This is a genomic window from Mycobacterium sp. NGS39, assembly GCF_059812765.1.
The window spans coordinates 71,006-95,277 of the sequence record NZ_JCALDH010000004.1 but is presented as its reverse complement, the minus strand read 5'-3'; the positions used below and the strand labels follow the sequence as shown (position 1 = coordinate 95,277).

Genomic DNA, 24,272 nt, shown 5'->3' with positions numbered 1-24,272 from the left:
GGATAGTGCTCCGCGAGACGAAGTGGAACACGTTCTAGTTCGTTAGTGCTGCAGCTGCCACGCCGTCCGCTGGACGGTTGCCGACGGCGCGTTGACGTCCTCGGCGATCTGCTGGCGGATCGAGTTCCACAACACCGCCGCTGGATAGTCGCCCCACGTGCTGTTGAACAACCCGACCAGCACCGCGCGGCCGTCGTCGGCCAGAACGTACACGGGACCCCCGGAGTCGCCCTTCTGGCTGACGACGCCGTGGCCCATCGTGAACCAGCCGTTGTACACCCCCTCGACGGTGCCGCAGCTCTCGCCGGTGGCGACGCCGAAGTGGCAGACGGCCTGGCCGGGATTGATGGCGAAGCCCGGATCGGTGACCAGCGCGCGGCCTCCCGGCAGCACATTGTTGGGCAAGACATCGCCGGCCAGAATGATGCCTTCGTAGTCGTTGATCGAATCGTTGGTGGACACCGTCGCGCCGTTGGGGGTGTTGTCGCGGTACATCGACAAGGATCCGATCACGTTGCCGCTCTTGTCGGTGACGGTGCCGCTGCCACGGCAGTGGCCGGCGGTCACCGCAATCCGCAGGGTCGGTTCGACATATCCGAGCGTGCACAGGTTGGTGTCCTGCCGGATCTCCATGCCCGGATACACCGGAACGGGACTCGCGTGCGCCGGCGCCATGGGCGCCGCGATCGCGGCGGCCGCTGTGGCGAGCACACTGAGAACACGCACGATGATCTGTTGCACCCGCCAACTCCGATCAATCGAGGCGGCCGAGCTGTCCGGCCACGTGAGGACACTACCGGCGGCTCTTGCGAACCGCCGGGCACGAGGTCGGCTACCCGCTTGTTCCGGCCCGTACTCCCCGCATATCGCGGTCCGAGGCTGCATCGTTAGCCTTCTCACACTCCCGAGATGCGCGCCAGCCCGTCATGTCGCCGGCACGGTCCGCGGCCCTGCGAAGCGCGCCAGCATCGGCCCCACGATCGCCAGGACGAACACGTACGTCGTGGCCACGTAGGCCACCGCTTCGATGGTCTGGCTGACCAGGCCGATGATCACCAGCGAGAACTCGCCGCGGGCGATCAGGGCCGTGCCCGCGCGCAACTGGCCGCGACGGGCGACGCCCTCCCGTCGCGCCGCGTAGATCCCGGTTGCCACCTTGGTGACGCCACTCACGAGGCCGAGGGCCAGCGCCACCGGCAGCATCGGCAGCAGGTCCTGCGGATCGATCGAGATGCCGATGGCAAGAAAAAAGATCGCGGCGAACAGATCGCGAAGCGGGCTGAGTACCTCGCGGGCGCGGTCGGCCGTATGGCCGGTCAACGTCAGCCCTACCAGGAACGCACCGACCGGCGCCGACGCATGAACGAACTCCGCCAACCCGGCGACTATCAATGTCAGGCCGAGGATCCGCAGTAGTAGCTGCTCGGAATCGGGGTGGGCCACCAGGCGACCCACATGGTGGCCCCAGAAGTACGACACCGCGAAAGCCGCGCTCACAACGGCGATGGCGATCGCCATGCCCAGCAGCGCCGCCCACCACGAGCCGCCCGCCGCCAAAACCGCCAACAGCGGCAGGTACGCGGCCATCGCGAAGTCCTCCAGGACAAGCACGGACAGCACCGCCGGCGTCTCGCGGTTACCGAGTCGGCGCAGATCGTTGAGCAGCCGCGCGATCACGCCCGACGACGAGATGTAGGTGATGCCGGCCATCGCGATGATGCCGACGCCGTTGAGCCCCAACAGCCATCCGGCTATCGCGCCGGGCGCCGCGTTGAGCACCACGTCGACCCACGCCGACGGCAGATGGCGGCGCAGGCTGCTGGCGAATTCGGTGATCGAGAATTCCAGCCCCAGAGTCAGCAGCAGCAACACCACACCGATCGACGCGCTGGCGGTGACGAACTCACCCGCCGCCGGTAGAGGCACGATGCCGCCGTTGCCCAGCGCGAGCCCGGCGACCAGGTAGAGCGGGATCGGCGACAGCGCGTAGCGCCGGGCGGCCGCACCGAGAATCGTGAGCACGGCGAGGATGACGCCGAGCTCGAGCAGCAGCGTCGCCGAAACCTGCACGCGTCAGCCTTCGGCCGGCGGGCCGGCTGGGCGAAGGCCGGTCGGTGGGGGCGCAGCATTGCCACCGGTCGCGTGACCTTGGTCGACGATGTTCTCGACGCCGGCGATGCCCTCCTCGGTGCCGATCACCACGAGCACGTCGCCGCTGCGCAGCGTCTCCGCGGGCCCCGGTGAAGCCAGCACCTCGTCGTCGCGCACGATGGCCACGATCGAGGCACCCGTGCGGGTGCGGGCTTTGGTGTCGCCGAGCGGGTGGTCGACGAATGGGCTGTGCGCACTGATCTCGACCTGGCCCGCATTGAGGCCCGGCACTTCGCGGGTCAGGTCGGCGAACCGTTCGGCGATCCGAGGCGCGCCGAGAATCTGGGCCAGCGCCTCGGCTTCGTCCTCGGTGAGCCGGAACACCGGGCGGGCCTCGTCGGGGTCGTCGCGGCCGTACACCACGACCTCGAAGCCGCCGGACCGCCGCGCGATCACGCCGATGCGGTCGCCGTCGCGGATGTCGAACTCGTATCGCAAGCCCACGCCGGGCAGGAGCACTTCTTTGACGTCCATGCGGTCAATCCTTGACGAGTTCGCGGTGTCGCATGCGGGTTCAGGCCGCGACGGTGGACGCGGCGAGGGTGCGCGGGCGCTCAGTGCGCGGCTGCCACCCGGGCGGGCCGAAGATGTAGCCGAGTCGTTCGCGCCAGCGGGTCGCCGAGCGCACGTCGCGGGCCATCGCTACGTATTCGCGCGTCTGCAGCGTCCAGATGTTGTACGTGTTGACCGGCTTGGTCAGTCCGTAGTGCGGGCGGAACACCTCGGGCTGGAAGGAACCGAACAGCCGATCCCACACGATCAAGATGCCGCCATAGTTCTTGTCCAGGTACTCGGGGTCCATACCGTGGTGCACACGGTGATGCGACGGCGTGTTGAACACGAATTCGATGGGCGGCCACAGCTTGCCGATGCGCTCGGTGTGGATCCAGAACTGATAGATCAGACTCACCGAGAAACTAGCGAACACCATCCACGGCGGAATTCCCAAGAGCGGCAAGGGAATCCACATTAGGATCTCGCCGCTGTTGTTCCACTTCTGCCGCAGCGCGGTGGCGAAGTTGAAGTACTCGCTGGAGTGATGCGCCTGATGGGTGGCCCAGATCAGCCGGACCCGGTGGGCGATGCGGTGATAGGTGTAATACAGCAGGTCCACGCCAATCAGAGCGATCGCCCACGTGTACCACTGACGCGGCGAGAGATGCCACGGCGCGAGGTACGCGTAGATCGCCGCGTAGCCCAGCAGCGCGACCGATTTCCAAGCCGCTGTGGTTGCGACGGACACCAGACCCATCGAGATGCTGGCCCATGAGTCGCGGCTGTGAAACGCACCGGCAGCCGGGCGGTCCTCGATGTGTTCGAGCTTGCGGGCTGCGGTCCATTCGAGAATCAGCAGCAACAAGAAAAACGGGATCGCGAACAGCACGGGATCGCGCATCTGAGGCGGCAGCATGTCGAGAATCGCCGCAATACGCTCCACTTCTGGCACCTCCGCAGCCCAGCTTAACGGTGCAGACCCGCGCCGGATGGCCGGTCTGGGCTACCGGAAGTTGAGCACTCTGTCGCCCCACATCTCGCGGGCGCGGCGGTCGATGTCGTGCACGACGGTGTCGACGTGGTCGATGACCAAGCAGGCGCGGTCGGGCTCCTGGTACGGAATCCATTCCGGTTCGCCGGGCAGGCCAACCGGCTTGCCCTGGTCGGCGAAGTTGAGCCAGCGTGTCCGCATGCGTTCGGACACCGCCTTGCCGGCCTTCAGACCGCCCAGCTTGAAGGTGGGGTCCTTCGGGCCCTGCACGAGATTGCCCCAGACGTAAGGCAATTCGGTGGCATGCGCCGCGCCCATGCGCAGCAGCCGCATCATCGGCGTGGCGAAGTCGAAGCGATACAGATAGGCCGGGGCCACCGCGCTGTGCCCTTCTGCGAACCAGACGGACGGCATCCGGAAGCCGATGTCGCTGGCGAGTCCCATCCCGCGCGCTTTCACGCGCATCCCGGCGTAGGTTGCGCCGATCTGCTCTTCGGTCGGCAGCACCACATCCGGCTGCTCTGCGGCGATTTCGGCGAACATGGCCTTGATCGCCGGAGGGGTGATCGGCATCAACGGCGACTTCATCCACTTGAACAGCGCGGCCTCGTGCTTGTTGGTGCCGATGATCAGCGGTACCGGGTGTGAGCGTCCCTCGCGGGCGAGCTTCACCGGATAGTCAGGGACGACGTCGCCGTCGACGATCGGCGCGAAGGCAACCGTGCCTGGCGTCTGTGCGGGAACGGCGTCGAACACCGCTTGCGACGCCCTGACCAGAGCACGGGCCGGAACGTCGACCAGCCGGTCGATGTCGGCGTGCGCGATGCCGAGCCGATCCAACAGCATGCCGGCTACCCGTCCAGCCCGCTCAGTATCGTAAACCGTTGTGGCGGGCGAACTTTGGGCGATTGCACCGGCGAACAGGCCCTCCGTGTGGGGGCTGGTCATCAGCGTGGTCACCACTCCCCCGCCGGCCGATTCGCCGAAGAGCGTGACTCGGTTCGGGTCGCCGCCGAATGCGGCGATGTTGTCGCGCACCCAGTGCAACGCGAAAATGACGTCGCGCAGACCGACATTGGTGTCGTATCGACGGCGCGCGCTTCGGAAGGTGGACGGGTCGAGGAAACCGAACGCGCCGAGACGATAGTTGACGGTGACGACGATCGTGTTGCCGCTCGAGGCGAGCACGCTTCCGTCGTACATCGGCTGGCTGCTGGACCCGAGGATGTACGCCCCGCCATGCACCCACACCATGACCGGCTTGTTGTCGCCCGGCTGGTTGGGCGCCCAGATGTTCAGCGACAAACAGTCTTCGCCCTCCGGTGCGCCGAGATCGAACGGCAGGATCGGCACGGGCGGCTGAGGGCATACCGGGCCGAATCGGCTGGCATCGGCGACGTCGGTCCATTTCGCCGGCGGCTGCGGCGCCTGCCAGCGCAGATCGCCACTCGGCGGTGCCGCGTAGCGGATGCCCTTCCAGGCTGTGACGTCGCCTAGATCGACGCCGCGGACTGCGCCGTACGTCGTCTCGACGACTGTGCTGGTGGTCATGCTTGATGAGTCCTGTTCACGAGGGGTTGGCCCCCATGTTACCCGCAAGTATTAAGCAGGCCTAACTTTCCGCCGCCGCGCTGAAAAACGAACGATTCCGGCTAGCGTCGGCGGCCGTCTGAAAGTACCCCGGCAAGCCCGATCACGACGATGCCGGCCACCGGAACAGTCAGCAGGCCGGCGCGCAAGCTGAAGGCGTCCGCGATACTTCCGACCACCATTGGGGCGCAGACGAATCCGACCCGCATCAGCCATGTCACCGCTGTCAGGCCAGTGCCATGCCGAAGGCCGGGAAGCTCATCGGCACGCTGCATCGCCGCAGGAACCAATGTCGCCGCGCCGAACCCCGCGGCGGCGAACCCCCCGATCACTGCCAGTTGGTTCGGATGTGCCAGCGCGGCTCCCATGCCCAACGCCGCAATCGCCCCGCCCGTGCGGGCGACCGTGCGCTGCCCGAACCGGTCGACCAGCCGATCACCCAGCAACCGGCCGACGAGCTGCGATCCCACCGCCGCTATGTAGCCCGACACGGCGAGCGCACCGGGCGCACCCAACTCCCGCATGAACAGCGTGGCCCACGAGCTGCCCGCGTCCTCCACTGCCGCGCCCGCGATCGCAATCAGAACCAATACCGCCAGCACTGCGTATGTGGCCGTCCGCGTCCCCGCGCGCACCCCCTGGGGGGACCGAGTTTCGGCAGCGGCATCGTCCGGTCCCGGCAGTAGATATCGGTAGGCGATGACACAGATTCCGGAGAACACCACCGCCGACACCGCGAGATGGGTGCCGCGCGGCACGTGCAACGCGATCGCCGCTGCGCCCATCGCGCCCCCCAGAATCGCGCCGGCCGACCACACCGCGTGGAACGAATTGATGATCGACCGGCCATACCGTCGTTGCACCCGCAGGCCATGCGCGTTCTGTGCGACGTCAGTCACTGCGTCGGCGCCGCCGGCGACGAACAGCGCGCCCGCGAACGTCCACACCGTCGGCGCCACTCCGGCCAGCCAGGCGAACAACGCGATCATCGCCGACCCGCACACCGCCACCCTCGCCGAGCGGAAACGCCGGATGAGCGGCGCCGCCGTCGGCCCGGTTACCAGCGCGCCGATCGAGAAGGCCGCGACCGCGACACCGTATATCGCGTTGGACAACCCGAGGTCAGCCTTGATCTCCGGATACCGCGGCAGCAGATTCGCGAACAGCGCGCCGTTGGTCAAAAACAGTGCAGCGACCGCGACCCGCGCGCGCCGATCCTGCGACGCTGCGAGCCGCCCGGTCCGCATCTGCGGAGACTACCCGCCACCGCGTCGGCAAAGATGGCCACCATGACCTCGCAGCAGTCATCACTCGCCGAGCTGGCCGCACGCTATCGCGTTGCCACCGAATACGAGGACGCCAGCGGCCGCCGGGTGGTGGTGCCGGAGCAGACGGTCGTGGCAGTCCTCGCCGCACTCGATGTGGTCGCAGACACCGAAGAGCAGCGCCGCGCCGCGCTTCGCGACCACGACCGCACGTACTGGTCTCGCCCACTGCCGCCAGTGATCGTCATGCGGGCCGGAACACCGACGCCGTTCTGGTTGCACGTCACCCACGGAGACCCGGCCCGGCCGTGGATTCGTCTGGAGGACGGCACAATACGTGCCGGGTTGCGCCAACTCGACAACTTCACCTCGCCGTACGACCTGGACGGCCGGCTTGTCGGCGAAGCAACCTTCGAGCTGCCTGCTGACCTGCCGCTGGGATACCACCGGCTGCACCTCGACGACGCCGGTTCGTCCGACGGCGCCGCGGTGATCGTCACGCCGGCCAGCCTGACCGTCCCGGAACGACTGGGATCGCGGCGCACCTGGGGGTTGGCCACGCAGCTGTACAGCGTTCGCTCCAAAAGATCCTGGGGCATAGGCGATCTGACCGATCTGACGGATCTCGCCGTGTGGGCAGCTTCGCAGCACCACGCGGGCTACGTGCTGGTCAATCCCCTGCATGCCGCCGCACCTACGGCGCCGATGGAGCCCTCGCCGTATTTGCCGACATCGCGTCGCTTCGTCAATCCCATCTACCTGCGCGTCGAAGCAATTCCGGAGTTCGCCTACATCCGCCGTCGGCGTCGGATCCGCAAACTGCACGACGACGTCCAAAGCGGCGCCAAACGGATCGACTCGATCGATCGTGACGCGGCTTGGGCCGCGAAGCGCGCAGCGCTCGAAGAGATCTACCGGGTGCCACGCTCCCCGGGACGCGACCTCGCCTATGCGGCGTACCGCCGACGGGAGGGTCGCGCGCTGGACGACTTCGCCATCTGGTGTGCACTTGCCGAGACGTACGGCAGTGACTGGCGTCAATGGCCCCACGATCTGCAGCATCCCGAGGCCTCAGGTGTGGCGGTCTTCGCCGAGGAGCACGCCGCCGACGTCGACTTTCACCGTTGGTTGCAATGGCAACTCGACGATCAGCTGATGATCGCCCAGGCCCACACTCGCCAAGCCGGGATGGCGCTGGGCGTCATGCATGACCTCGCGGTCGGCGTGCATCCGAGCGGGGCCGACTCTTGGGCTCTGCAGGATGTGCTGGCGCTCGGTGTCACCGCCGGGGCGCCCCCGGATGCGTTCAACCAGCAGGGCCAAGACTGGTCTCAGCCGCCGTGGCGACCGGACGCGTTGGCCGCGCATGAGTATCAGCCATTCCGATCCATGGTCAATGCGGTGCTGCGGCACGCGGGCGGAGTGCGCATCGACCACATCATCGGCCTGTTCCGGATGTGGTGGATTCCTCAGGGCGCCAAGCCAACTGACGGCACGTACGTTTACTACGACCACGAAGCGATGGTCGGCGTGCTGGCGCTGGAGGCGCATCGCGCCGAAGCGCTGGTAGTTGGCGAAGACCTCGGCACGGTGGAACCGTGGGTGCGTGACTATCTGCGCGAGCGGGGAATCTTCGGTACGTCGATCTTGTGGTTCGAGATGGACCACGACGGCGACGGCGGTCCGCTTCCGGCCGAGCGGTGGCGAGAATACTGCCTGTCCTCGGTCACCACCCACGACCTGCCGCCAACAGCCGGATACCTTGCCGGCGAACATGTCCGGCTGCGCGATCGGCTCGGTCTGCTCACCCGGTCGTTCGAGGAGGAGCTGCAAAGCGATCGCGCCGAGCAGCAGGCGTGGTTGGAAGAGCTCCGCCGCGCTGGGTTGCTCCACGACGGCGCCGATGTCGACGACACCGTGCTGGCCCTGCACCGTTATCTGGCGCGCACCCCCTCGAAACTACTGGCACTGTCGCTCAGCGACGCCGTCGGAGACCGGCGCACCCAGAACCAGCCCGGAACCACGGACGAGTACCCGAACTGGCGCGTACCGCTCGCCGGCCCGAAAGGCCGGAAGATGCTGCTGGAGGACGTGTTCCGTGATCAGCGTGCCGCGACGCTGGCCGGCGCCATGCGCGTCGCGGTGGAGGCTGAAGCCACATGAAATACGCCGTCATCGCTCCAGTCGACGCCGGGGTGACCGCCGACCCGGCATGGATCACAGACTTCGCCCGTCATGTCGAAGCATGCGGTTTTGACGAGATCGTGGCCGTCGAGCACACGGTTCTCGCGACCTCCTACGACAGCCGCTACCCCTACGACCCGTCGGGAAAGGTCGGACTGGCTGCAGACTGCCCGGTACCGGATCCCCTTGAACTACTTGGGTTCATCGCCGGTCGCACCACGACGCTGGGTTTGGCCACCGGTGTGCTGGTGCTGCCCAACCACCATCCCGTCGTGCTGGCCAAACGGGTTGCGACGGTCGATGCGCTTTCTGGCGGCCGGCTGCGGCTCTGCGTCGGGGTGGGTTGGTTGCGCGAAGAGGTCGAGGCGTGCGGTGCGCCGTTCAGTAGTCGGGGGCGGCGCGCCGACGAACAGATCGAGGTGATGCGGTTGCTGTGGGCCAATCGCCCTGCGGATGCCACGCACAGCGGCGAATTCTTCCGATTCCGCGACATTGCCTGCTACCCGAAACCGCTGCGGGGTGAACACTTTCCGATCCACGTCGGCGGTCACAGCATCGCCGCGGCCAAGCGCGCGGGCCGGCTCGGCGACGGTTTCCAGCCGCTGGGCGTGACCGGCCCGGCGCTGCAGGAACTGGTGGACGTCATGCGTCGGGCGGCGGCAGACGCCGGACGCGATCGGTCAGCGCTCGAGCTGTCCCTCGGTCACCTCGTCGAGAAGATCGACCGCGAGCGAGCGGACAAGTTGGCCGAACTCGGCGCGGTTCGCGTCGTGCTCGCCATGCCGCCGGTTGGCGAGCTCGACGACGCCAAGGACCTTCTGTCGGCGTGCGCGCAGCGCCTCGGGCTGGCGCCGTGAACTCAGCCGACCAGCTCGCGCTCTCCCAGCTGGTGCACCGGTACGCCGCCGGTATCGACGACCGCCGGTTCGACGACGTCGTCGCACTGTTCGCTGAAGACGCGACGTTCACGGTGCCAGATCCGCCGAAAGTGCTGGAACCGGCGGTCGTCCACCGCGGCTATGCCGAGATCCAAGCAGCGGTCAGAGCAGTCGAGCGGGTCGAGCGGACCGTGCACGCGATCGTCGGCGAAACCTACACGGCCGCAATGACAAACGCGCACGGCCGCATCGGGTGCATCGCACACCACTTCACCAGAGTCGGCGACGAGTTCTCGGACGCCGTGTGGTATCTGCAATACGACGACGAGTACGTTCGAACCGACGCCGGATGGCGATTCCGCAGCCGCACGCTGACGATCGATGCAATCGAGACGCGGCCGGTCCGGCGGTTGCGGCCGAAGGGGACATGACGATGCGCGCCTGGATTGTCTGGTCCGTGGGACTACTGGGCTACATCGTCGCGGTGCTCGACCGCACGACGTTGGGAGTGTCCGGGCTGCAAGCCGCCGACCGTTTCGGCGCCAGCCCGGGAGTGCTGTCGACGTTCGTCGTGCTTCAGGTGGTGGTGTATGCGACCGCGCAGGTTCCCGCCGGTGTGTTGCTCGACAAGCTCGGCTCCAAGACACTCATCGCCACCGGCGCCGGGCTGATGGCGGCCGGACAGCTCACGCTCGCCTTCTCCACCGCGCTGCCCGCGGCGATCGCTGCGCGCGCCGTGCTCGGCCTGGGCGACGCGTTGACGTTCATCTCGGTGCTGCGACTGGTACCACACTGGTTTGCCCCGCGGCGGGTTCCGCTCGTCACGCAATTGACCGGCATCTGCGGGCAGCTGGGACAGGTGCTGTCGGCGCTGCCGTTCCTCGCGCTGATGCTGCACTCCGGCTGGACCGCTGCATACGTTGCCGTCGCGGCGTTCGGGCTGCTGTCGCTTGCGCTGACGCTCGCGCTGGTGCGCGACACCCCCGAGGGGGCGATCGCTCGTGACGAGAAGACCGACTTCCGCGCCACCCTTGCCAGCGTCAAAACGGTGTGGCTGCGGCCCGGCACCCGGCTGGGCTTCTTCACCCACATGGGCACGCAATTCTCGGTCACCGTGTTTGCGTTGATGTGGGGTGTCCCGTACCTGACTGCAGCGCAGGGGGTTTCAACAGAGACGGCGGGCGCACTGTTGTCGCTGTCCGTGGTCACCGCCATCGTCGCCGGTGTGGTGCTCGGGGTGTTGACGGCGCGCTACCCGCTGCGCCGGTCATGGATGGTGCTGACGATCATCGCCAGCAACGTGGCGATATGGACTGTGGTGCTTGCACTTCCGCACCGCGCACCACTATGGCTGCTGACTTTGTTGGTAGTCGTGATCTCGGTTGGCGGCCCAGGTTCGATGGTGGGCTTCGACTTTGCACGCACGTTCAATCCCCGGGCGACGCTGGGCACCGCTCAGGGGATGGTCAACATGGGCGGCTTCTTGGCATCGCTGGTGGTGATGCAGATCATGGGCCTCATCATCGGTGCGGCAGGCGGCTACTCGTTCGCGTCGTTCCGCCTGGCCTGGACGGTTCAGTACGGCGTGTGGACGCTGGCGGTCGTCGGCATCTTGATCACCCGGCGCAAGGCTCGTCGCGCTCTTACGCCGGACCAGTGGCGCTATCTGATCGAGGGCTTCGAACCGCCGCACGCCGAACCGCCGGCCACCGGGCCGCCGCATGGCGAACCGACAATCGAGACCCGCGGTTAACGCTTGCGCGCCGACTCGCGCCGGTTGGCCTTCTTGATCGCCGAAACCAGTTCTTCTTTGTTCATCGACGATCGGCCAGAAACATCCAGCCGGCGGGCAACCTCCATCAAATGCTTCTTGCTGGCATTCGCATCGACGCCTTCGGCCGTCTCGCCTTTTGCGTTCGGTCCGCCGCTCTTCGCGCGCTGATCCGACGGGCCCTTCTTGCTCTTGGGCTCCCAGTGGTCACCGACCTTCTCGAAGCTGTGCTTGAGTGCGCTGTAGGCGACGCGATGTGCGCGCTCGCCTTCCCCGTATTCTTTGGCCGCGGCGTCGTGCGCCTTGGCGAACGTCCGCTGTGCCTTGGCCGGCGACTTCTGCAACGTGCTCGGCAGTTCGCTTTTCTTTGCGCTTCCGCTCTTGGTGGTCTTGGGCATCGTCAAACTCCTTTGGTGATGTACACCTCGAAGTCGCTTACCCAGCCTGCGAAAGCCCTAAAACCAGCCCTGAAGCACCTAGGACTCGACGAGGTCCTTCAGGTTCTTCAGCGTGGCCGACAGCGTCCGGCCCACTTGCCGGGTGGCGAGGTGGTCCGCGATCAGGCCGAGAAGTCCGCCGGGGGCCTGGTAGGACAGCCGGAAGATCACCTTCGTCCGCCCATCGGCGGTGTCGCGCAACCGGATTCGGCCCCGCAGGTTTATCCCCGTGATGCCGATGAACGCCAGATCGCGCGGCTCGTCGAACTCCACCACCTCGATCAGCCCACCGACCGGTACCGAGCCGATCTTCCAATGGACGGTGTAGCGAGCGCCCACCCGCACCGAGCCGTCGGTAACGGTCTCCCAGCGGGCGAGATTCGCCATGAACCTCGGATAGCAGTCCGGATCGCTGACGACCTTCCAGACGTCGTCGCGGTTCGCGTCGATGACGCAGCGGCGTTGAACCCTCATTCGTGCACTCTCACCTGTCAGCCGATCAGCGGGAAGCGTCGTTCGGCAGCCAACCGATCCACACCGGCCTGCAGGCTGCCCAGGACTTTGTCGTTGATCGTGTCGTCGTCGGCGGACTGGATGTCGGCGGCGTCGATCGGGTCCTGCACCTCGATGACGATCTTCGACGGCAGCGGCAGCCGCGGGATCATGTCGCTGACCACCAGACCCCATGGCGGCGCCAGCAGAATCGGCACGCTCTTGAGCCGTGCCACCTTGTCGACCATCAGCAACTTGGCGAGCCACTGCCCGCGGTCGAGAAACAGCGCCGCCTCCTGACCGCCGACGCTCGCGATCGGCACGATCGGGACGCCGGCCTCCCGGGCCAGGCGGACATAGCCTTTGCGGCCGCCGAAGTCGACGCGATGGCGCTCCCACGACGGTCGGAACACCTCGTAATCGCCGCCGGTATACACCAGCAGCGCGGCCCCCGACTGCAAGGCCAGCAGCGCATTGTCGTGGTTTGCGGCGACGGTGCCGAACTTGCGCAGCGAGCCCAGTCCGGGCATGGACACGACGAGGTTGTGCGCCAGCTGGTAGAACGGCCGCTCGACGCCGAAGTACGACGAGAACGCCAGCGTGAACACAAACGTGTCAGGCGGCAGGTTGCCGCCGCTGTGGTTGCCCACCAGCAGCACCGGCCCCTCCGCCGGGATCCGGTCCAGCCCCCGCACGTCGGCCCGGAAATACACCGACGCCAACAACCACAAGCCGGGCAACTGGTCGCGGATGTAATCGGGGTCGCGCTGGTCCAGATCAGCTTTCGGCACGCGCGAGGTCACCTGCTCCCGCGCCCACTGCAGAACGTCGCCAACTCCGGGCATGCCCGACATATTGACATCGACCGCGCAAACGAAACATCGATGTGCGCACGACCGTAGACTTCGGTCATGCTGCGACCGCAACGATGCGAGCGCGAGGTCGATCCCGGGCCGGTGCAGATCCAGCCCCGCAAAGTGCACTTCGACTTCTCCGACATTCCGCTGCACTGGATACCGGGGCATCCCGTCGCCTCGGACATGGTCGGCATCCTCAACGTCGTGCTGCCCGCGGCGGAACGATGGTTCGTCGCGACGTACAACGAGGCTCTTCCGCTGGTCAAGGACCCCAAGCTCGCCGACGACATGCGCGGTTTCATCGGCCAGGAGGCCATTCACGCCGACATCCACGAGCAGGCCCTACACGAGTTCATGGAGGCGCGCGGCTTCGACCCCAAGCCGGTGCTCGATCAAGTCGAATACGCGTTCTCCAAAGTGCTCGGCGCGTCGACTGCCACCGAACCGAAGCGCCGGCACAACCAGCTGTGCGACCGGTTGTGGTTCATCGCGGCGCTCGAGCACTACACCGCGGTGCTCGGCGACTTTGCCTTGAACAACGCGTGGGAGGACTTCGGTGCGCACCCCACGTTCGTGGACTTGTTCCGCTGGCACGGCGCCGAGGAGGTGGAGCACCGCAACGTCGCCCACGACGTCGCCACCTACTTCAGCGACAGCTACCTCGACCGTGTCGGCGCGATGCTCATGGCGTCCACATTCATGTTCGTGATGTTCCAGCGGGTCTCGTGGTATCTGGTCAAAACCGACCCGCAGCTGGACTTCGGATGGCTGCGGATGCAGAAGCTGCGCTATCTCGACTCCAAACACGGCCTGCTGCCCCGCTACCGAAAGCTCTTCGGCAGCAACACTTTTGACTATCTGCGACCGGGCTTCACACCCGAGAAAATGGGGTCCACCGCGCAAGCGGTCGCCTACCTGGCGAGTTCGCCGGCCGCGCGGGCTGCCCACCTCTGATGGCTCGCTTGGGGTTTCGCGTCGCCGACGTGCCGGCAAGCGCCTCCGGCCGCACCAGACACGACCCGCTGCTGGGATTGGCCAACGTGATCGTGTCCGGAGTGTGGGGCCTCACCGGCGCTCTCCGCCGGCCGCCGGCACCGCCGGAGCGCGACCGTATGCGCCCCCTGCGAGTAGCGGACCGGCAAGTGGTAGCTCACGACGAGAACGTCGTAGCACTGACACTGGCCGCTGCGGACGACGCGCCGCTGCCGCGGTGGTACCCGGGCGCACACATCGACATCCACCTGCCCAGCGGCCGGGTCCGTCAGTACTCGCTGTGCGGCGATCCCCGCGACCGCCAGACCTACCGCATTGCCGTGCGCCGCATCCCTGACGGTGGCGGCGGCTCCGTCGAGGTGCACGACGCACTCGTGGTCGGATCCACCGTCACCACCGCCGGGCCCCGCAATGCCTTCCCGCTGGTCATCCCCGGTCATGGCTCACCCGCAACCAGGTTGCGGTTCATTGCCGGTGGTATCGGCATCACGCCGATTTTGTCGATGTTGCGCCACGTGCAGCGCCTGGATGTCGAGTGGTCGATGATCTACGTGGGCCGAAGCGCTGACAGTCTGCCCTTCGTCGACGAGGTGTCGCAATACGGCGACCGGGTGCGGATCCGCACCGACGACGTGCACGGGCTGCCGGCTGCCGACGAACTCTTGGGCGAATGTTTAGACGGCACAGCGGTTTACGCGTGCGGGCCGGCGCCGTTGCTCACCGCGATTCGCAGTCGGCTGGCCGGCCGCGACGGTGTCGAACTGCATTTCGAGCGATTCGCCGCGCCTCCCGTGGTCGACGGCGAGGAATTCTCGGTGCGCATCCGATCCACCGGCGCGGTGGTTGACGTCGGCGCGCAGGAGACGCTGTTGTCGGCGTTGCAGCGCTGCGGGGTGGGCGCGCCGTACTCGTGTCAGCAGGGATTCTGCGGAACCTGTCGCACCCGGGCGCTCGCCGGTCGCGTGGACCACCGCGACACGCTGCTCACCGAACCTGAGCGGCAGGCCGGCACGATGCTCGTCTGCGTCTCGCGCGCACCCAAAGGAGAGATGCTCACCCTCGAGTTGTAGGGGGCGTGAAGCACTCGACCGAGCCGATCGCGGCCGTGCGCGGATCCACGTCGGCGAACACGACGGCACGTCCGGCCGGGGTGCCCACCGACGCCACTACCGCCGAACCGGAGGCAATCAACCTGTGCACGTGGCAGTTTCGCAGATCCGGTTGCAGGCTGCCGTCGATCAGCGCCTGTTCGACGAGCCGCTTGCCCCCATTGCCCACACTGCGAAGTCCCCCCGCGTAACGCGCCGTGCCAGCCACCCCTTGGTTGCGCAGCAGCGCCGCAGCGAGCTGCAGTCCGATCGGCACTGCGTTCACGCCTTGGCGCAGGAATTGACCGATCATCGCCGAGAGTTCCCAGTAGGCCCGCAAACTGGCAATAAGCCAGCCGGATTCACCGGGCTGCAGGTCGTAGCGGATGACCGTGGGCACCATCAGCCGCACTCCGCGACCCATCACCACTTCGAGTGTGAGATCACGTACCACCGTGGTGCCGGAGACGATGTCGACATCAGGGTGGAATGTGATCTGCCGCGGTCCGATGAACGTGTCGTAGAAGCGGCCGATCTGGCGGTGCCCGACGTGAGGTTGAGTTCCGACCGGATCCTCGACGCGCCCGTCGGCGGTGAACAGCCCAATCCACTGAGCGCGGTCATGTGCGCCCGCTGCCCGCGGCGATGCTTCGACGGCGGCAAGCAACTCGTCGCCGGACGGTTCCATCTTGCTCAGTTGGCCTTGGGCAGCGGAATGCCTTGACTGGCTGAGAATTCCGCATCCGCCTCCGACGCGAGCCCGATCGAGACGATCGTTCGCGGGAACATCGCGTCGGTTAGATACGCCAGCGCCACCGCCCACCGGTTGACGAACCGCGGCATGGCATACAGGTGATAGCCGCGGGTGACCAGCTTCGCCGGATATCCGGAAATGTGGATGTTAAGCGGGTTGGCGACGGCGTAGCGGGGGCCCAGGTCGACGACCAGACCCATGTTGCGGTGCCGGTAATCCTTCTTCGTGCCATAGCCGAGGCTGGCAGCTACATTGCGTGCCAACGTTTTTCCCTGGCGAATGGCGTGCTGCGCGGTGGGCGGAGTGATCTTTCCGGGTTGCGTGAGATCCGGCACCGCGGCGGCGTCACCGCCCGCGAAGACGTCCGGATGGCCGGGGACCTGCAGGTCGGCCTGCACTTTGAGCCTGCCCTTCTCGGTGGGCAGGCCGAGCTGCTCGATCAGCGGGGCGGCCGTCACACCGGTCAGCCAGGCCACTGTGCGGGTGCCTACCACCGAACCGTCGCTCAACACAACGTGATCAGCATGCACTTCCTTCAACGTCTTACCCAGCTGGATGTCGATGCCGCGACTGCGCAGCACGTCCATGGCGGCTTGGCCAAGCCGTTCCCCCACCTCCGGCATCACCTGCTCGGCGAGGTCGAGCAACAGGAACTTCACCGACGCGGGGTCGAATCCCATCTGCTTGGCTGCGGCGTCGGCGAGCGCACGCAATTGCGCTACGAGTTCCGTCCCCGAATACGAGGCGCCGACCACCACGATCGTGCGGCGCGACTGAGCCAGGTTCTTGTCCTCGTCGAGGCAGGCCAGCTCGAATTGCTCGAGCACATGGTCACGCAGGTACAGCGCCTCCGCGGTGGACTTCAGGCCTCTGGCGTGGGTGGCCAAGCCGGGGATGTCGAACAGGCGGGTCACCGATCCGGGGGCGAGCACCAGGCGGTCCCACGACATGCTGCGCGACCGCTGTTCGGGATCGGTGAATGTCAGCGTGTGGCCCTTGAGGTCCACCTCGTCGACGCGGCCGCGCAGAGCGCGGGCCCCTTTGAGCATGCCGGCCAGCGGGATCGTCACGAAGCGTGCGTCCACCACGCCGCCCGCCACGTCAGGCAGCAGGGGGGTGTAGAGCATGTAGTCGATCGGCGAGATCAGGGTCACCGTCACGGGGGCGTTTCGCCTGCGCATCTGGCGGGCGAGTCGGCGCGCACATTCGAAACCCGTGAATCCGCTGCCGACGACCACGACGGATTTCATCTGCGGAACGGAATTCAGCTGTGTCGTCCCCGTGTGATTTGCCATGCGGTCTCATGTACCCACCGCGAGGCGCGCCAATTCATGGCGTCGTCGAACCGCTTCTGGGTTGCTGCGGTTTCGTTGGCCCAAGGTGCAGATCCGACAGGTTCCGAATGCCGAAGTGGCGTCTCAGGACTCGACGGGCGACGTTCATGCCGCACATCCCATGCACTCCGGGACCAGGTGGTGTCGCCGCCGAGCACAGGTAGACGTTGTCGATCGGGGTCCGGTAGGGGTCCCAACGCGGCACCGGCCGGGCCACCATCCGGTACATCGAAACCTGGCCGACGGCGATGTCGCCGCCGACGTAGTTCTCGTTGTGCCGCGACATCTCGCTGGCCGGGATGCAGCGCGATGCCACGACGATGTCGCGGAACCCCGGCGCGAAACGTTCGATCTGCGCGGTCACGGTCTCGGTCATGTCACGCGTCGAGCCGTTCGGCACGTGCGCGTAGGTCCACAGGGGCGACTGACCGCCCTGCGCCCGCCGCGTCGGGTCGGCCACCGTCGGATGGCTCAACAGCACCATCGGAGTTTCGCTGTGCCGGCCCGCGGCGGTATCGCGCTCGGCCTGCGCCATCTGCGCGCGGCTTCCGCCGATGTGCACCGTCCCAGCCGAACCCACCCGCGGGTCGGTCCATGGGATCTCTTCCGACACAACGAAATCCACCTTCGCCACGCCGCTTCCGGGGCGGAACTTCTGCACGGCCGCCCGGTATCGCGACCCCAGGCGCTCGCCGAACACGTCGACGAGGGTCCACGGCGATGTGTCGAACAGGTACACCCGGGCATCCGGCAGATCCTCGGCGCGCCGGATACGACGACCACAGCTGACCACACCGCCTCGCGCCGAGATGTCCGCGATCAGCGCGTCGGCGATCGACTGGCTCCCGCCCACCGGAATCGGCCAGCCGTGGGTGTGGGCGAGCGCACCCAGCAGCATCGCCGCTCCACCGCCGGCGACCGACGGGATCAACGTATTGGCGTGTGCCTCAACCCCTGTGACCAGGGCGCCGCACAGTTCGGCGTTGGTCATCCGCTCCCACAGCGGTGTCCCCAGTTGCAGCGCCCGCGCTGCCAGCGAGACGGCCGCAAGCAATCCGCGCGGCCTCAGGGCCGCGGCGGGCACGCTCCGGAAGTCCGACAGTGCGATGTCACGAACCGCCTGCACGGCGTCGACGAGCGGTGCCATCACCCGCCTGAACAACCGGCCGTCTTCTCCCCCGAGTTCGTCGACCGTGCGATCGAGGCTGCGATATGCGATCGCGGCGCGACCGCCGTCCATCGGGTGGGCATACGCCGCCTCCGGCTGGGCTAACGTGACGCCGCGCCCGGCAAGATCGAACCGCTGGAAGAACTCGGATGCAGCGGCCAGCGGGTGCACTGCCGAGCACAAGTCATGACGCAGCGGCACCTCGAGATCGAGCTCGACCGTCCGGCAGCCACCGCCGGGCTGCGTCTGGGCCTCCAAGACCTCGACCGATAGTCCGGCTGCGGCGCAGATCGCCGCTGCGGCCAGACCGTTGGGACCCGAGCCCACGACCACGACGTCGCGTCGGCTGCTCATCACGCCGTACCAAAGCGCAGTGTTGCCATCGTCGTCATTCTCGCCGACTGCCGGAAGCGGCCCGCACATAGGCCCACGGGGCTACGCTGGACCCGCTGTGTTCACACTGAGGCGCCACCTCACGACCGGAATGCTGGCCGCCGCCGCAGCGGCCGGGGTGATGTGTGCGCCGCCGGCGGCAGCCGACTGCACCACTAGCGGCGGCGTCACGGTGTGCGCGCAGGGCACAGTCACCGGCCCGTCGGGAGCACCGGCACCCTCGGCAGGTCCGTATTACCCGTACCCCTGCGAAGAGGACTGGCTGTGCGACGACGGCGGGATATCGATCGTGCTCGCCCCGCCCCGCTGGCGTAACTGACTCACGCATCGTCGTGACCCGTTGGGCCGCTTGGCTATTCGGTGATAGACGTCGCCCGCAGCCGAGCCAGGATTAGCAATTGCACGCGTAGGGAACTCCCCGCGCAAACTTCGAACATCTGGCAGATTTGGGACTGGGAAGGTTGCACTATGCGCGCGATGACACTGGCCGCGACATCGGCGGCGGTCGCCGCGACCGCGACACTGGGCGGCTTGGCCAGCCGGCCCGCGGAGTCCTTCTGGTACCGGCGGTTGAAAAAGCCTGGCTTCCAGCCGCCGCGGCAGGTCTTCCCCGTGGTGTGGCCGGTTCTCTACGCCGACATCGCAGTCGCATCGGCGTCGACCATCGACGGCCTGCGCGATCAGGGACGTTCCGAGGAGGCACGCGGATATGTCGTCGCGTTGGCCGCCAACCTCGTGCTGAACGGCAGCTGGAGCTGGCTCTTCTTCACCCGCCGCCAGCTCGGCGCATCGGCTTTGGCGGCCGCGGCGCTGACCGCCAGCAGCGCGGATCTGACTCGACGCACCGTTGGAACGCTCGGCCCCCGTGGGCTGGCACTGGCCGCCTATCCGTTGTGGTGTGCCTTCGCCACGCTGCTGTCCACCCGCATCTGGATGCTCAACCGCCGACGATGACCGGCTCGATACGACCACAATGATGATCGGAGAGGGTGGCGTCCGTCCCGCCCTCCGTATGCAACGAGGCGAGGAAACGATGGCGACCACCACATCCCCCGTTCACACCGCATCCAGTCTCGCGGCGCTGTTTCTCCAGCGCGTCGAACGTTCGCCCGACAAGGAGGCATTCCGCTACTTCGAGGCCGGCAATTGGGTGTCGGTCAGCTGGCGGCAGGCAGCCGACCGGGTGGAATCGCTGGCGGCGGGGCTGCTGGCACTCGGCGTGGAACCCGAGCAGCGCGTGGGCATCGCTTCCAGCACCAGATACGAATGGATACTCGCCGATCTCGCTGTCATGTGTACAGGCGCAGCCACCACGACCGTGTATGCGAACACCAACGCCGCCGACACCGCCTACATCCTGTCCGACTCCGAATCGAAGGTGGTCTTCACGGAGAACGCCGAGCAGCTGGCCAAGCTGACGGAGCGTCGTGCCGATCTGCCCGGCGTCACCAAGGTGGTGGTATTCGACGCCTCAGAAGCCCCGGAACAAGACCGAGGCGACGGCGACTGGGTGATCACTCTCGACGAGCTGGCCGAACTGGGCGCCAAGCATCTGGCCGAGCACCCCGAGTCAGTCCGCGACGCCGTCGACGCGATCACGCCCGACCGGCTCGCGACGTTGATCTACACGTCCGGAACCACGGGCAAGCCGAAAGGCGTTCGGCTGCAACACAAAGCGTGGGTGTACCACGGGATGGCCGTCGCGGAAATGGGCCTGCTGGGCGAAGACGACATACAGCTGCTGTGGCTGCCGCTGGCCCACTCGTTCGGCAAGGTGCTGGTATCTGCGCAACTGGCGTGCGGCTTCGTCAGCGCTGTCGACGGACGCGTCGACAAGATCATGGAAAACACCGCCGCCGTCAAGCCCACCTTCATGGCCGCTGCGCCGAGGATTTTCGAGAAGGCGCACGCCCGCATCGTCACCGCCCAGCAGGACCAGGGCGGGGTGAAAGAGAAGCTCTTCAAAACGGCCTTCGCCGTCGGCGTCGAGGTCGACCGCCGGCGTCGCCAGAACAAATCCGTTCCGTTACCAATGGCTCTGCAGCACAAGCTGTTCGACCGATTGGTGTTCAGCAAGGTGCGGCAGGCATTCGGCGGCCGCATCCGGTTCTTCGTGTCCGGTTCCGCGCCGCTCAACCGTGAGATCGCCGAATGGTTCCACGCTGCGGGCTTACTGATCCTCGAGGGCTACGGCCTCACCGAGACCGCGGGTGGCGGTTTCATCAACCGCCCCGACAACTACAAGCTCGGTACCGTCGGGTTGCCGTTCGACGGCACCCAGGTGCGCATCAGCGACGAGGGGGAAGTGCAGATCAACGGTCCGGAAGTGATGGCCGGCTACCACAACTTGCCCGACGCGAGCGCCGGCGCGTTCACCGAAGACGGCTGGCTTCGCAGCGGAGACAAGGGTGAGCTGGACTCCGAGGGGTTCCTGCGGATCACGGGCCGGATCAAGGACATGTTCAAAACCTCAGGCGGTAAGTACATCGTGCCGCCGGCGATCGAAGCGAAGTTCATCGCGATGTGCCCCTACGCCAGCCAGTTCCTGGTCTTCGGGGAAGCCCGCAACTACTGCGTCGCGCTGATCTCCCTGGATCCGGACAGCCTTTCCGGGTGGGCGGCCGACCGCGGGATGACCGGCAAGTCGTACGCCGAACTGGTCCAGACGCCGGAAGTGCACGCGCTGGTCGACGAGTACGTCAAGAAGCTCAACGCCGAGCTCAACCGCTGGGAGACGATCAAGAAGTGGGCGCTGCTGGACCACGACCTGTCGGTGGAGCGCGGTGAACTCACCCCATCGCTGAAGGTCAAGCGCAACGTAGTGGCCGAGCACAACAGGGAGCTGATCGACGGCCTCTACCGCTGAGCGCCGATCAGTCTTGCAAGAAGTCCTTGTGGCGCCGACGCCACCGGTTAGGCTTTGCCCCGGAAACGACGGGAGGGTGGGGAAATGAATCGTCAGCTACTTGCCGCCATCGCGGGCACGGCCGCCGTCATCGCCACGGCGCCCGCGGCAGCCGCCGACGACCCATCCGGACGCTATGACGGCGACGTGCCCGGCATGTCGTATGACGCCGCCCTCAATGCCCCGTGCTACAGCTGGGAGCGTTACATCTTCGGGCGGGGCCGTGGCGGTGAGGCGATGCAGTGCCACTGGATTCCCAACCAGTGGCCGCCGGTCGACACGGGCTTCTGGGTGATCTCGTATCCGCTGTACGGCGTGCACAACATCGGCGAGCCGTGCGAAAACCCGCGTGGCGCAGCGGCACAGTCACCCGACGGGATCGCGCTCGTGTGCACCGCCCAGTTCGGCTGGCAGCAATGGGTGTAGCAACGCACTGAACTCGAACAGCTTGCGCCGCAACAGGTTTCGTTGGCCGGGTTAGATCGGCGCGATGTAGTCCGACGTTCGGAAGTCGCCGCTCAGCTGAGTGGAGATGCCCAGCGGCCCCTCCACCGACACCCATGCGCCCGTCGCGCCATCCATGACAGGTGCCGAGACGGTCGCGGTGCCGTTGCCGGCCCCGTCGGTGTAGATGCGGCCCACGCCGACCCCGGGTTCGCCGGCACCGCAGCTGATGCCCGGACGCGGCACCTCGACCAGACGCACGCCGTACCAAATGTCAGGATTCACCGCGAGCAGGTGCACCTCAGCTGACACCGTGTTGCCGCTTCGAGACAGCAGCGCGTATGCCGACCCCTTGCTGTCTGAGGGCACATAGGGCTCGTTGGTCCAATCACACCGCCGCAGAACCGAGCTCAACGGCATGTACCGCGTGCCGTCGTCGGCCGCTGCGCGGGGCGTACCGGATGGCAGCACCGCCGCTGAGGTGGTCACAATGATCGCCGTTGCCATGAAGGCGCTGAACCGCGTGAGCTGTCGCATCGGGAGAATCCTTCCTGGTCGCCACGCCCCACCCTGGCAAGTATTGACGACAACCGCGTGGATAAACGCACAAATGGCGCCGGAGTTACCGTACAACCGCTTCGTAGGCATCACACTCGAGGACGAACGCGGTCGGCGGAGGGACGACACGATGGTTATTGGCGACGACGAAGTCACCAAGGCGGCGCGACTGGACGAGCAGTCCCACCGCGCGCAGGTCCGGCGGGCCGCACTGGCCAGCACTGTGGGCACCACGATCGAGTGGTACGACTTCTTCCTCTACAACACTGCGGCCGCACTTGTTTTCCCGCATTTGTTCTTCCCCGCGTCGAGCGCGTACGCCGGCGCCATGCAGTCGTTCGCGACTTACGCCGTCGGCTTCGCCGCGCGCCCCGTCGGCGCAGCGATCTTCGGGCACTGGGGCGACCGGATCGGCCGTAAGGCCACATTGATCACCACGCTTCTGGTCATGGGCATTTCCTCGGCGATCGTCGGCATCCTGCCCGGGACCGCGTCCGTCGGGATCGTCGCGCCGCTGCTGCTGGTGGTCATGCGGCTGGTTCAGGGCATCGCGATCGGCGGCGAGTGGAGCGGTTCGGTGTTGCTCGCGATGGAATGGGGTGCGCAGGAAAGACGCGGCCTGCTGGCGAGTTCCGCCCAGGTCGGTGTCCCGGTCGGGCTGGTGCTCGGGACCGGAGGCATGACGCTGTTGTCGGCGGCGCTGCCGCCCGACGCGTTCAATGCGTGGGGGTGGCGAGTGCCGTTCTTGGCCAGCCTCGTGCTGGTGGCTGTCGGGCTTGCGATCCGGCTGAAAATCCTTGAGACACCGATGTTTGCGAGAACCGTGATCGAGCGCAAGGTGGTGCAGACACCGGTCAAGCACGCGATCCGCCACCATTGGCGCGAGATTCTGCTGTCGGCCGGCGCTCGGTTCAGTGAGCAGTTACCGTTCTATCTGTTCACCGCGTATGTCCTCAAGTACGTCAAAGACCGCGGCGGGTTCAGCGGGACCTTCGTGCTCAACGCGGTGCTCGTCGGCGCCGTCTGCGCGCTCGCGGCGATCCCGTTCTTCTCGCATCTGTCGGACCGTGTCGGCCGCAAACGGGTGTACCTCGCCGGCGTGATTCTGGTCGGCGCGTTCGCGTTTCCGTACTTCGCAGTGCTCACCCATGGCGGCCATGTGCTGATTTTCATCACGATCGTGCTGTCGCTGATCCTGCATGCGATGCAGTACGGCCCGCAGGCGGCGATGATCGGCGAGAGTTTCCCGACGCATCTGCGCTACGGCGGCGCGGGACTGGGTTACCAGCTGGCGTCCGTCTTCGCCGGTGGCCCCGCTCCCCTGCTGGCCACCTGGCTACTGCATCAGACCGGCACACCATTTTCGATCTCGCTGTACATCCTTGTCGCAGTGATCGTTTCGGCTGGATGCGTGGTGGCCCTGCCCGACCGGTCGCGGGCCGACATCGAAGACGACCGGACCTACAGCCGCAATTGACGCCCACCGCGCGATCCTCGAAAATCGGCCGGCGGCGCGTGATCGCG

The 24,272-nt window shown here is 66.7% G+C and carries 24 protein-coding genes; 11 read left to right on the top strand and 13 right to left on the bottom strand.

Translation table 11 applies throughout. The features are described 5' to 3' along the window. Positions 1–42: 42 nt before the first annotated feature. From AC5Y39_RS07275 to AC5Y39_RS07250, 6 genes are all read right to left on the bottom strand, one after another. Positions 43–729: an Rv1815 family serine proteinase gene (locus AC5Y39_RS07275; RefSeq protein ID WP_500017089.1), complete on the bottom strand. Its 687-nt coding sequence runs from the start codon at positions 727–729 to the stop codon at positions 43–45. A 195-nt stretch (positions 730–924) separates the two neighbouring features. Beyond that, entirely contained in the window at positions 925–2,070 is a 1,146-nt protein-coding gene (locus AC5Y39_RS07270) for a cation:proton antiporter (protein WP_500016898.1), read from the bottom strand. A gap of 3 nt (positions 2,071–2,073) precedes the next feature. Continuing rightward, entirely contained in the window at positions 2,074–2,625 is a 552-nt protein-coding gene (locus tag AC5Y39_RS07265) for a cation:proton antiporter regulatory subunit (RefSeq protein WP_500016900.1), read from the bottom strand. A 40-nt stretch (positions 2,626–2,665) separates the two neighbouring features. Beyond that, positions 2,666–3,562, bottom strand: coding sequence for a sterol desaturase family protein (locus tag AC5Y39_RS07260; protein ID WP_500017091.1), 897 nt, complete (start codon positions 3,560–3,562; stop codon positions 2,666–2,668). An 87-nt stretch (positions 3,563–3,649) separates the two neighbouring features. Beyond that, positions 3,650–5,188 (bottom strand): carboxylesterase/lipase family protein, encoded by a 1,539-nt coding sequence (locus tag AC5Y39_RS07255; protein WP_500016902.1) that lies wholly within the window; start codon positions 5,186–5,188, stop codon positions 3,650–3,652. A 101-nt stretch (positions 5,189–5,289) separates the two neighbouring features. Then, the gene (locus AC5Y39_RS07250) at positions 5,290–6,474 is read right to left on the bottom strand and encodes an MFS transporter (protein WP_500016904.1); all 1,185 of its coding nucleotides are present in this window, start codon (positions 6,472–6,474) and stop codon (positions 5,290–5,292) included. Between the two features lie 42 nt (positions 6,475–6,516). On the opposite strand from AC5Y39_RS07250, the gene malQ reads away from it, so the two are divergent. The 4 genes from malQ to AC5Y39_RS07230 are packed head-to-tail and all read left to right on the top strand — an operon-like array spanning position 6,517 to position 11,307. Beyond that, on the top strand, positions 6,517–8,655 hold the full coding sequence (gene malQ, locus AC5Y39_RS07245) for a 4-alpha-glucanotransferase (RefSeq protein WP_500016906.1): 2,139 nt from the start codon (positions 6,517–6,519) through the stop codon (positions 8,653–8,655). Next, positions 8,652–9,533 (top strand): LLM class F420-dependent oxidoreductase, encoded by an 882-nt coding sequence (locus AC5Y39_RS07240; RefSeq protein WP_500016908.1) that lies wholly within the window; start codon positions 8,652–8,654, stop codon positions 9,531–9,533. Before malQ ends, AC5Y39_RS07240 begins: the two co-directional genes overlap by 4 nt. Next, positions 9,530–9,985, top strand: coding sequence for a nuclear transport factor 2 family protein (locus tag AC5Y39_RS07235; protein ID WP_500016910.1), 456 nt, complete (start codon positions 9,530–9,532; stop codon positions 9,983–9,985). The genes AC5Y39_RS07240 and AC5Y39_RS07235 overlap by 4 nt, the downstream gene beginning before the upstream one ends. 2 nt (positions 9,986–9,987) lie before the next feature. Beyond that, complete coding sequence (locus tag AC5Y39_RS07230) at positions 9,988–11,307, top strand: MFS transporter (RefSeq protein ID WP_500016912.1); 1,320 nt, start codon at positions 9,988–9,990, stop codon at positions 11,305–11,307. On the opposite strand, the gene AC5Y39_RS07225 is transcribed toward AC5Y39_RS07230, so the two are convergent. The 3 genes from AC5Y39_RS07225 to AC5Y39_RS07215 form a co-directional block, all read right to left on the bottom strand. Next, positions 11,304–11,723, bottom strand: a complete 420-nt coding sequence (locus AC5Y39_RS07225) for a ChaB family protein (protein ID WP_500016914.1) — start codon at positions 11,721–11,723, stop codon at positions 11,304–11,306. The genes AC5Y39_RS07230 and AC5Y39_RS07225 overlap by 4 nt on opposite strands. 78 nt (positions 11,724–11,801) lie before the next feature. Continuing rightward, complete coding sequence (locus AC5Y39_RS07220) at positions 11,802–12,236, bottom strand: SRPBCC family protein (protein WP_500016916.1); 435 nt, start codon at positions 12,234–12,236, stop codon at positions 11,802–11,804. Positions 12,237–12,253: 17 nt separating this feature from the next. After that, complete coding sequence (locus AC5Y39_RS07215; RefSeq protein WP_500048196.1) at positions 12,254–13,099, bottom strand: lysophospholipid acyltransferase family protein; 846 nt, start codon at positions 13,097–13,099, stop codon at positions 12,254–12,256. 66 nt (positions 13,100–13,165) lie between these two features. Here AC5Y39_RS07215 and AC5Y39_RS07210 point away from each other — a divergent pair, with 66 nt between their 5' ends. Both AC5Y39_RS07210 and AC5Y39_RS07205 read left to right on the top strand, forming a co-directional pair. Beyond that, complete coding sequence (locus AC5Y39_RS07210) at positions 13,166–14,065, top strand: metal-dependent hydrolase (RefSeq protein ID WP_500016920.1); 900 nt, start codon at positions 13,166–13,168, stop codon at positions 14,063–14,065. Next, the gene (locus AC5Y39_RS07205; RefSeq protein ID WP_500016922.1) at positions 14,065–15,174 is read left to right on the top strand and encodes a PDR/VanB family oxidoreductase; all 1,110 of its coding nucleotides are present in this window, start codon (positions 14,065–14,067) and stop codon (positions 15,172–15,174) included. Before AC5Y39_RS07210 ends, AC5Y39_RS07205 begins: the two co-directional genes overlap by 1 nt. On the opposite strand, the gene AC5Y39_RS07200 is transcribed toward AC5Y39_RS07205, so the two are convergent. The 3 genes from AC5Y39_RS07200 to AC5Y39_RS07190 all read right to left on the bottom strand — a co-directional run bounded on the left by AC5Y39_RS07200 (position 15,158) and on the right by AC5Y39_RS07190 (position 18,802). Continuing rightward, positions 15,158–15,880, bottom strand: coding sequence for a nuclear transport factor 2 family protein (locus AC5Y39_RS07200; RefSeq protein ID WP_500016924.1), 723 nt, complete (start codon positions 15,878–15,880; stop codon positions 15,158–15,160). The two genes, AC5Y39_RS07205 and AC5Y39_RS07200, sit on opposite strands and share 17 nt — an antisense overlap. 5 nt (positions 15,881–15,885) lie before the next feature. Continuing rightward, positions 15,886–17,196 carry an NAD(P)/FAD-dependent oxidoreductase gene (locus tag AC5Y39_RS07195; RefSeq protein WP_500017093.1) on the bottom strand — a complete coding sequence of 437 codons (1,311 nt, stop codon included), beginning with the start codon at positions 17,194–17,196 and terminating at the stop codon, positions 15,886–15,888. Between the two features lie 79 nt (positions 17,197–17,275). Beyond that, complete coding sequence (locus AC5Y39_RS07190; protein WP_500016926.1) at positions 17,276–18,802, bottom strand: phytoene desaturase family protein; 1,527 nt, start codon at positions 18,800–18,802, stop codon at positions 17,276–17,278. 97 nt (positions 18,803–18,899) lie between these two features. On the opposite strand from AC5Y39_RS07190, the gene AC5Y39_RS07185 reads away from it, so the two are divergent. The 4 genes from AC5Y39_RS07185 (at position 18,900) to AC5Y39_RS07170 (ending at position 22,172) form a co-directional block, all read left to right on the top strand. Beyond that, positions 18,900–19,160, top strand: a complete 261-nt coding sequence (locus tag AC5Y39_RS07185; RefSeq protein ID WP_500016928.1) for a hypothetical protein — start codon at positions 18,900–18,902, stop codon at positions 19,158–19,160. A gap of 149 nt (positions 19,161–19,309) precedes the next feature. After that, a complete protein-coding gene (locus AC5Y39_RS07180) occupies positions 19,310–19,795 on the top strand; it encodes a TspO/MBR family protein (RefSeq protein WP_500016930.1) in 486 nt (161 codons plus the stop codon). A 79-nt stretch (positions 19,796–19,874) separates the two neighbouring features. Further along, positions 19,875–21,707 (top strand): AMP-dependent synthetase/ligase, encoded by a 1,833-nt coding sequence (locus AC5Y39_RS07175; protein ID WP_500016932.1) that lies wholly within the window; start codon positions 19,875–19,877, stop codon positions 21,705–21,707. A gap of 84 nt (positions 21,708–21,791) precedes the next feature. Beyond that, the gene (locus AC5Y39_RS07170; protein WP_500016934.1) at positions 21,792–22,172 is read left to right on the top strand and encodes a hypothetical protein; all 381 of its coding nucleotides are present in this window, start codon (positions 21,792–21,794) and stop codon (positions 22,170–22,172) included. A gap of 51 nt (positions 22,173–22,223) precedes the next feature. Here AC5Y39_RS07170 and AC5Y39_RS07165 read toward each other — a convergent pair whose 3' ends face one another. Beyond that, entirely contained in the window at positions 22,224–22,727 is a 504-nt protein-coding gene (locus AC5Y39_RS07165; RefSeq protein WP_500016936.1) for a hypothetical protein, read from the bottom strand. A gap of 151 nt (positions 22,728–22,878) precedes the next feature. Between AC5Y39_RS07165 and AC5Y39_RS07160 the strand changes: the two genes are divergently transcribed. Then, the gene (locus AC5Y39_RS07160; RefSeq protein ID WP_500016938.1) at positions 22,879–24,225 is read left to right on the top strand and encodes an MFS transporter; all 1,347 of its coding nucleotides are present in this window, start codon (positions 22,879–22,881) and stop codon (positions 24,223–24,225) included. Positions 24,226–24,272 lie beyond the last annotated feature (47 nt).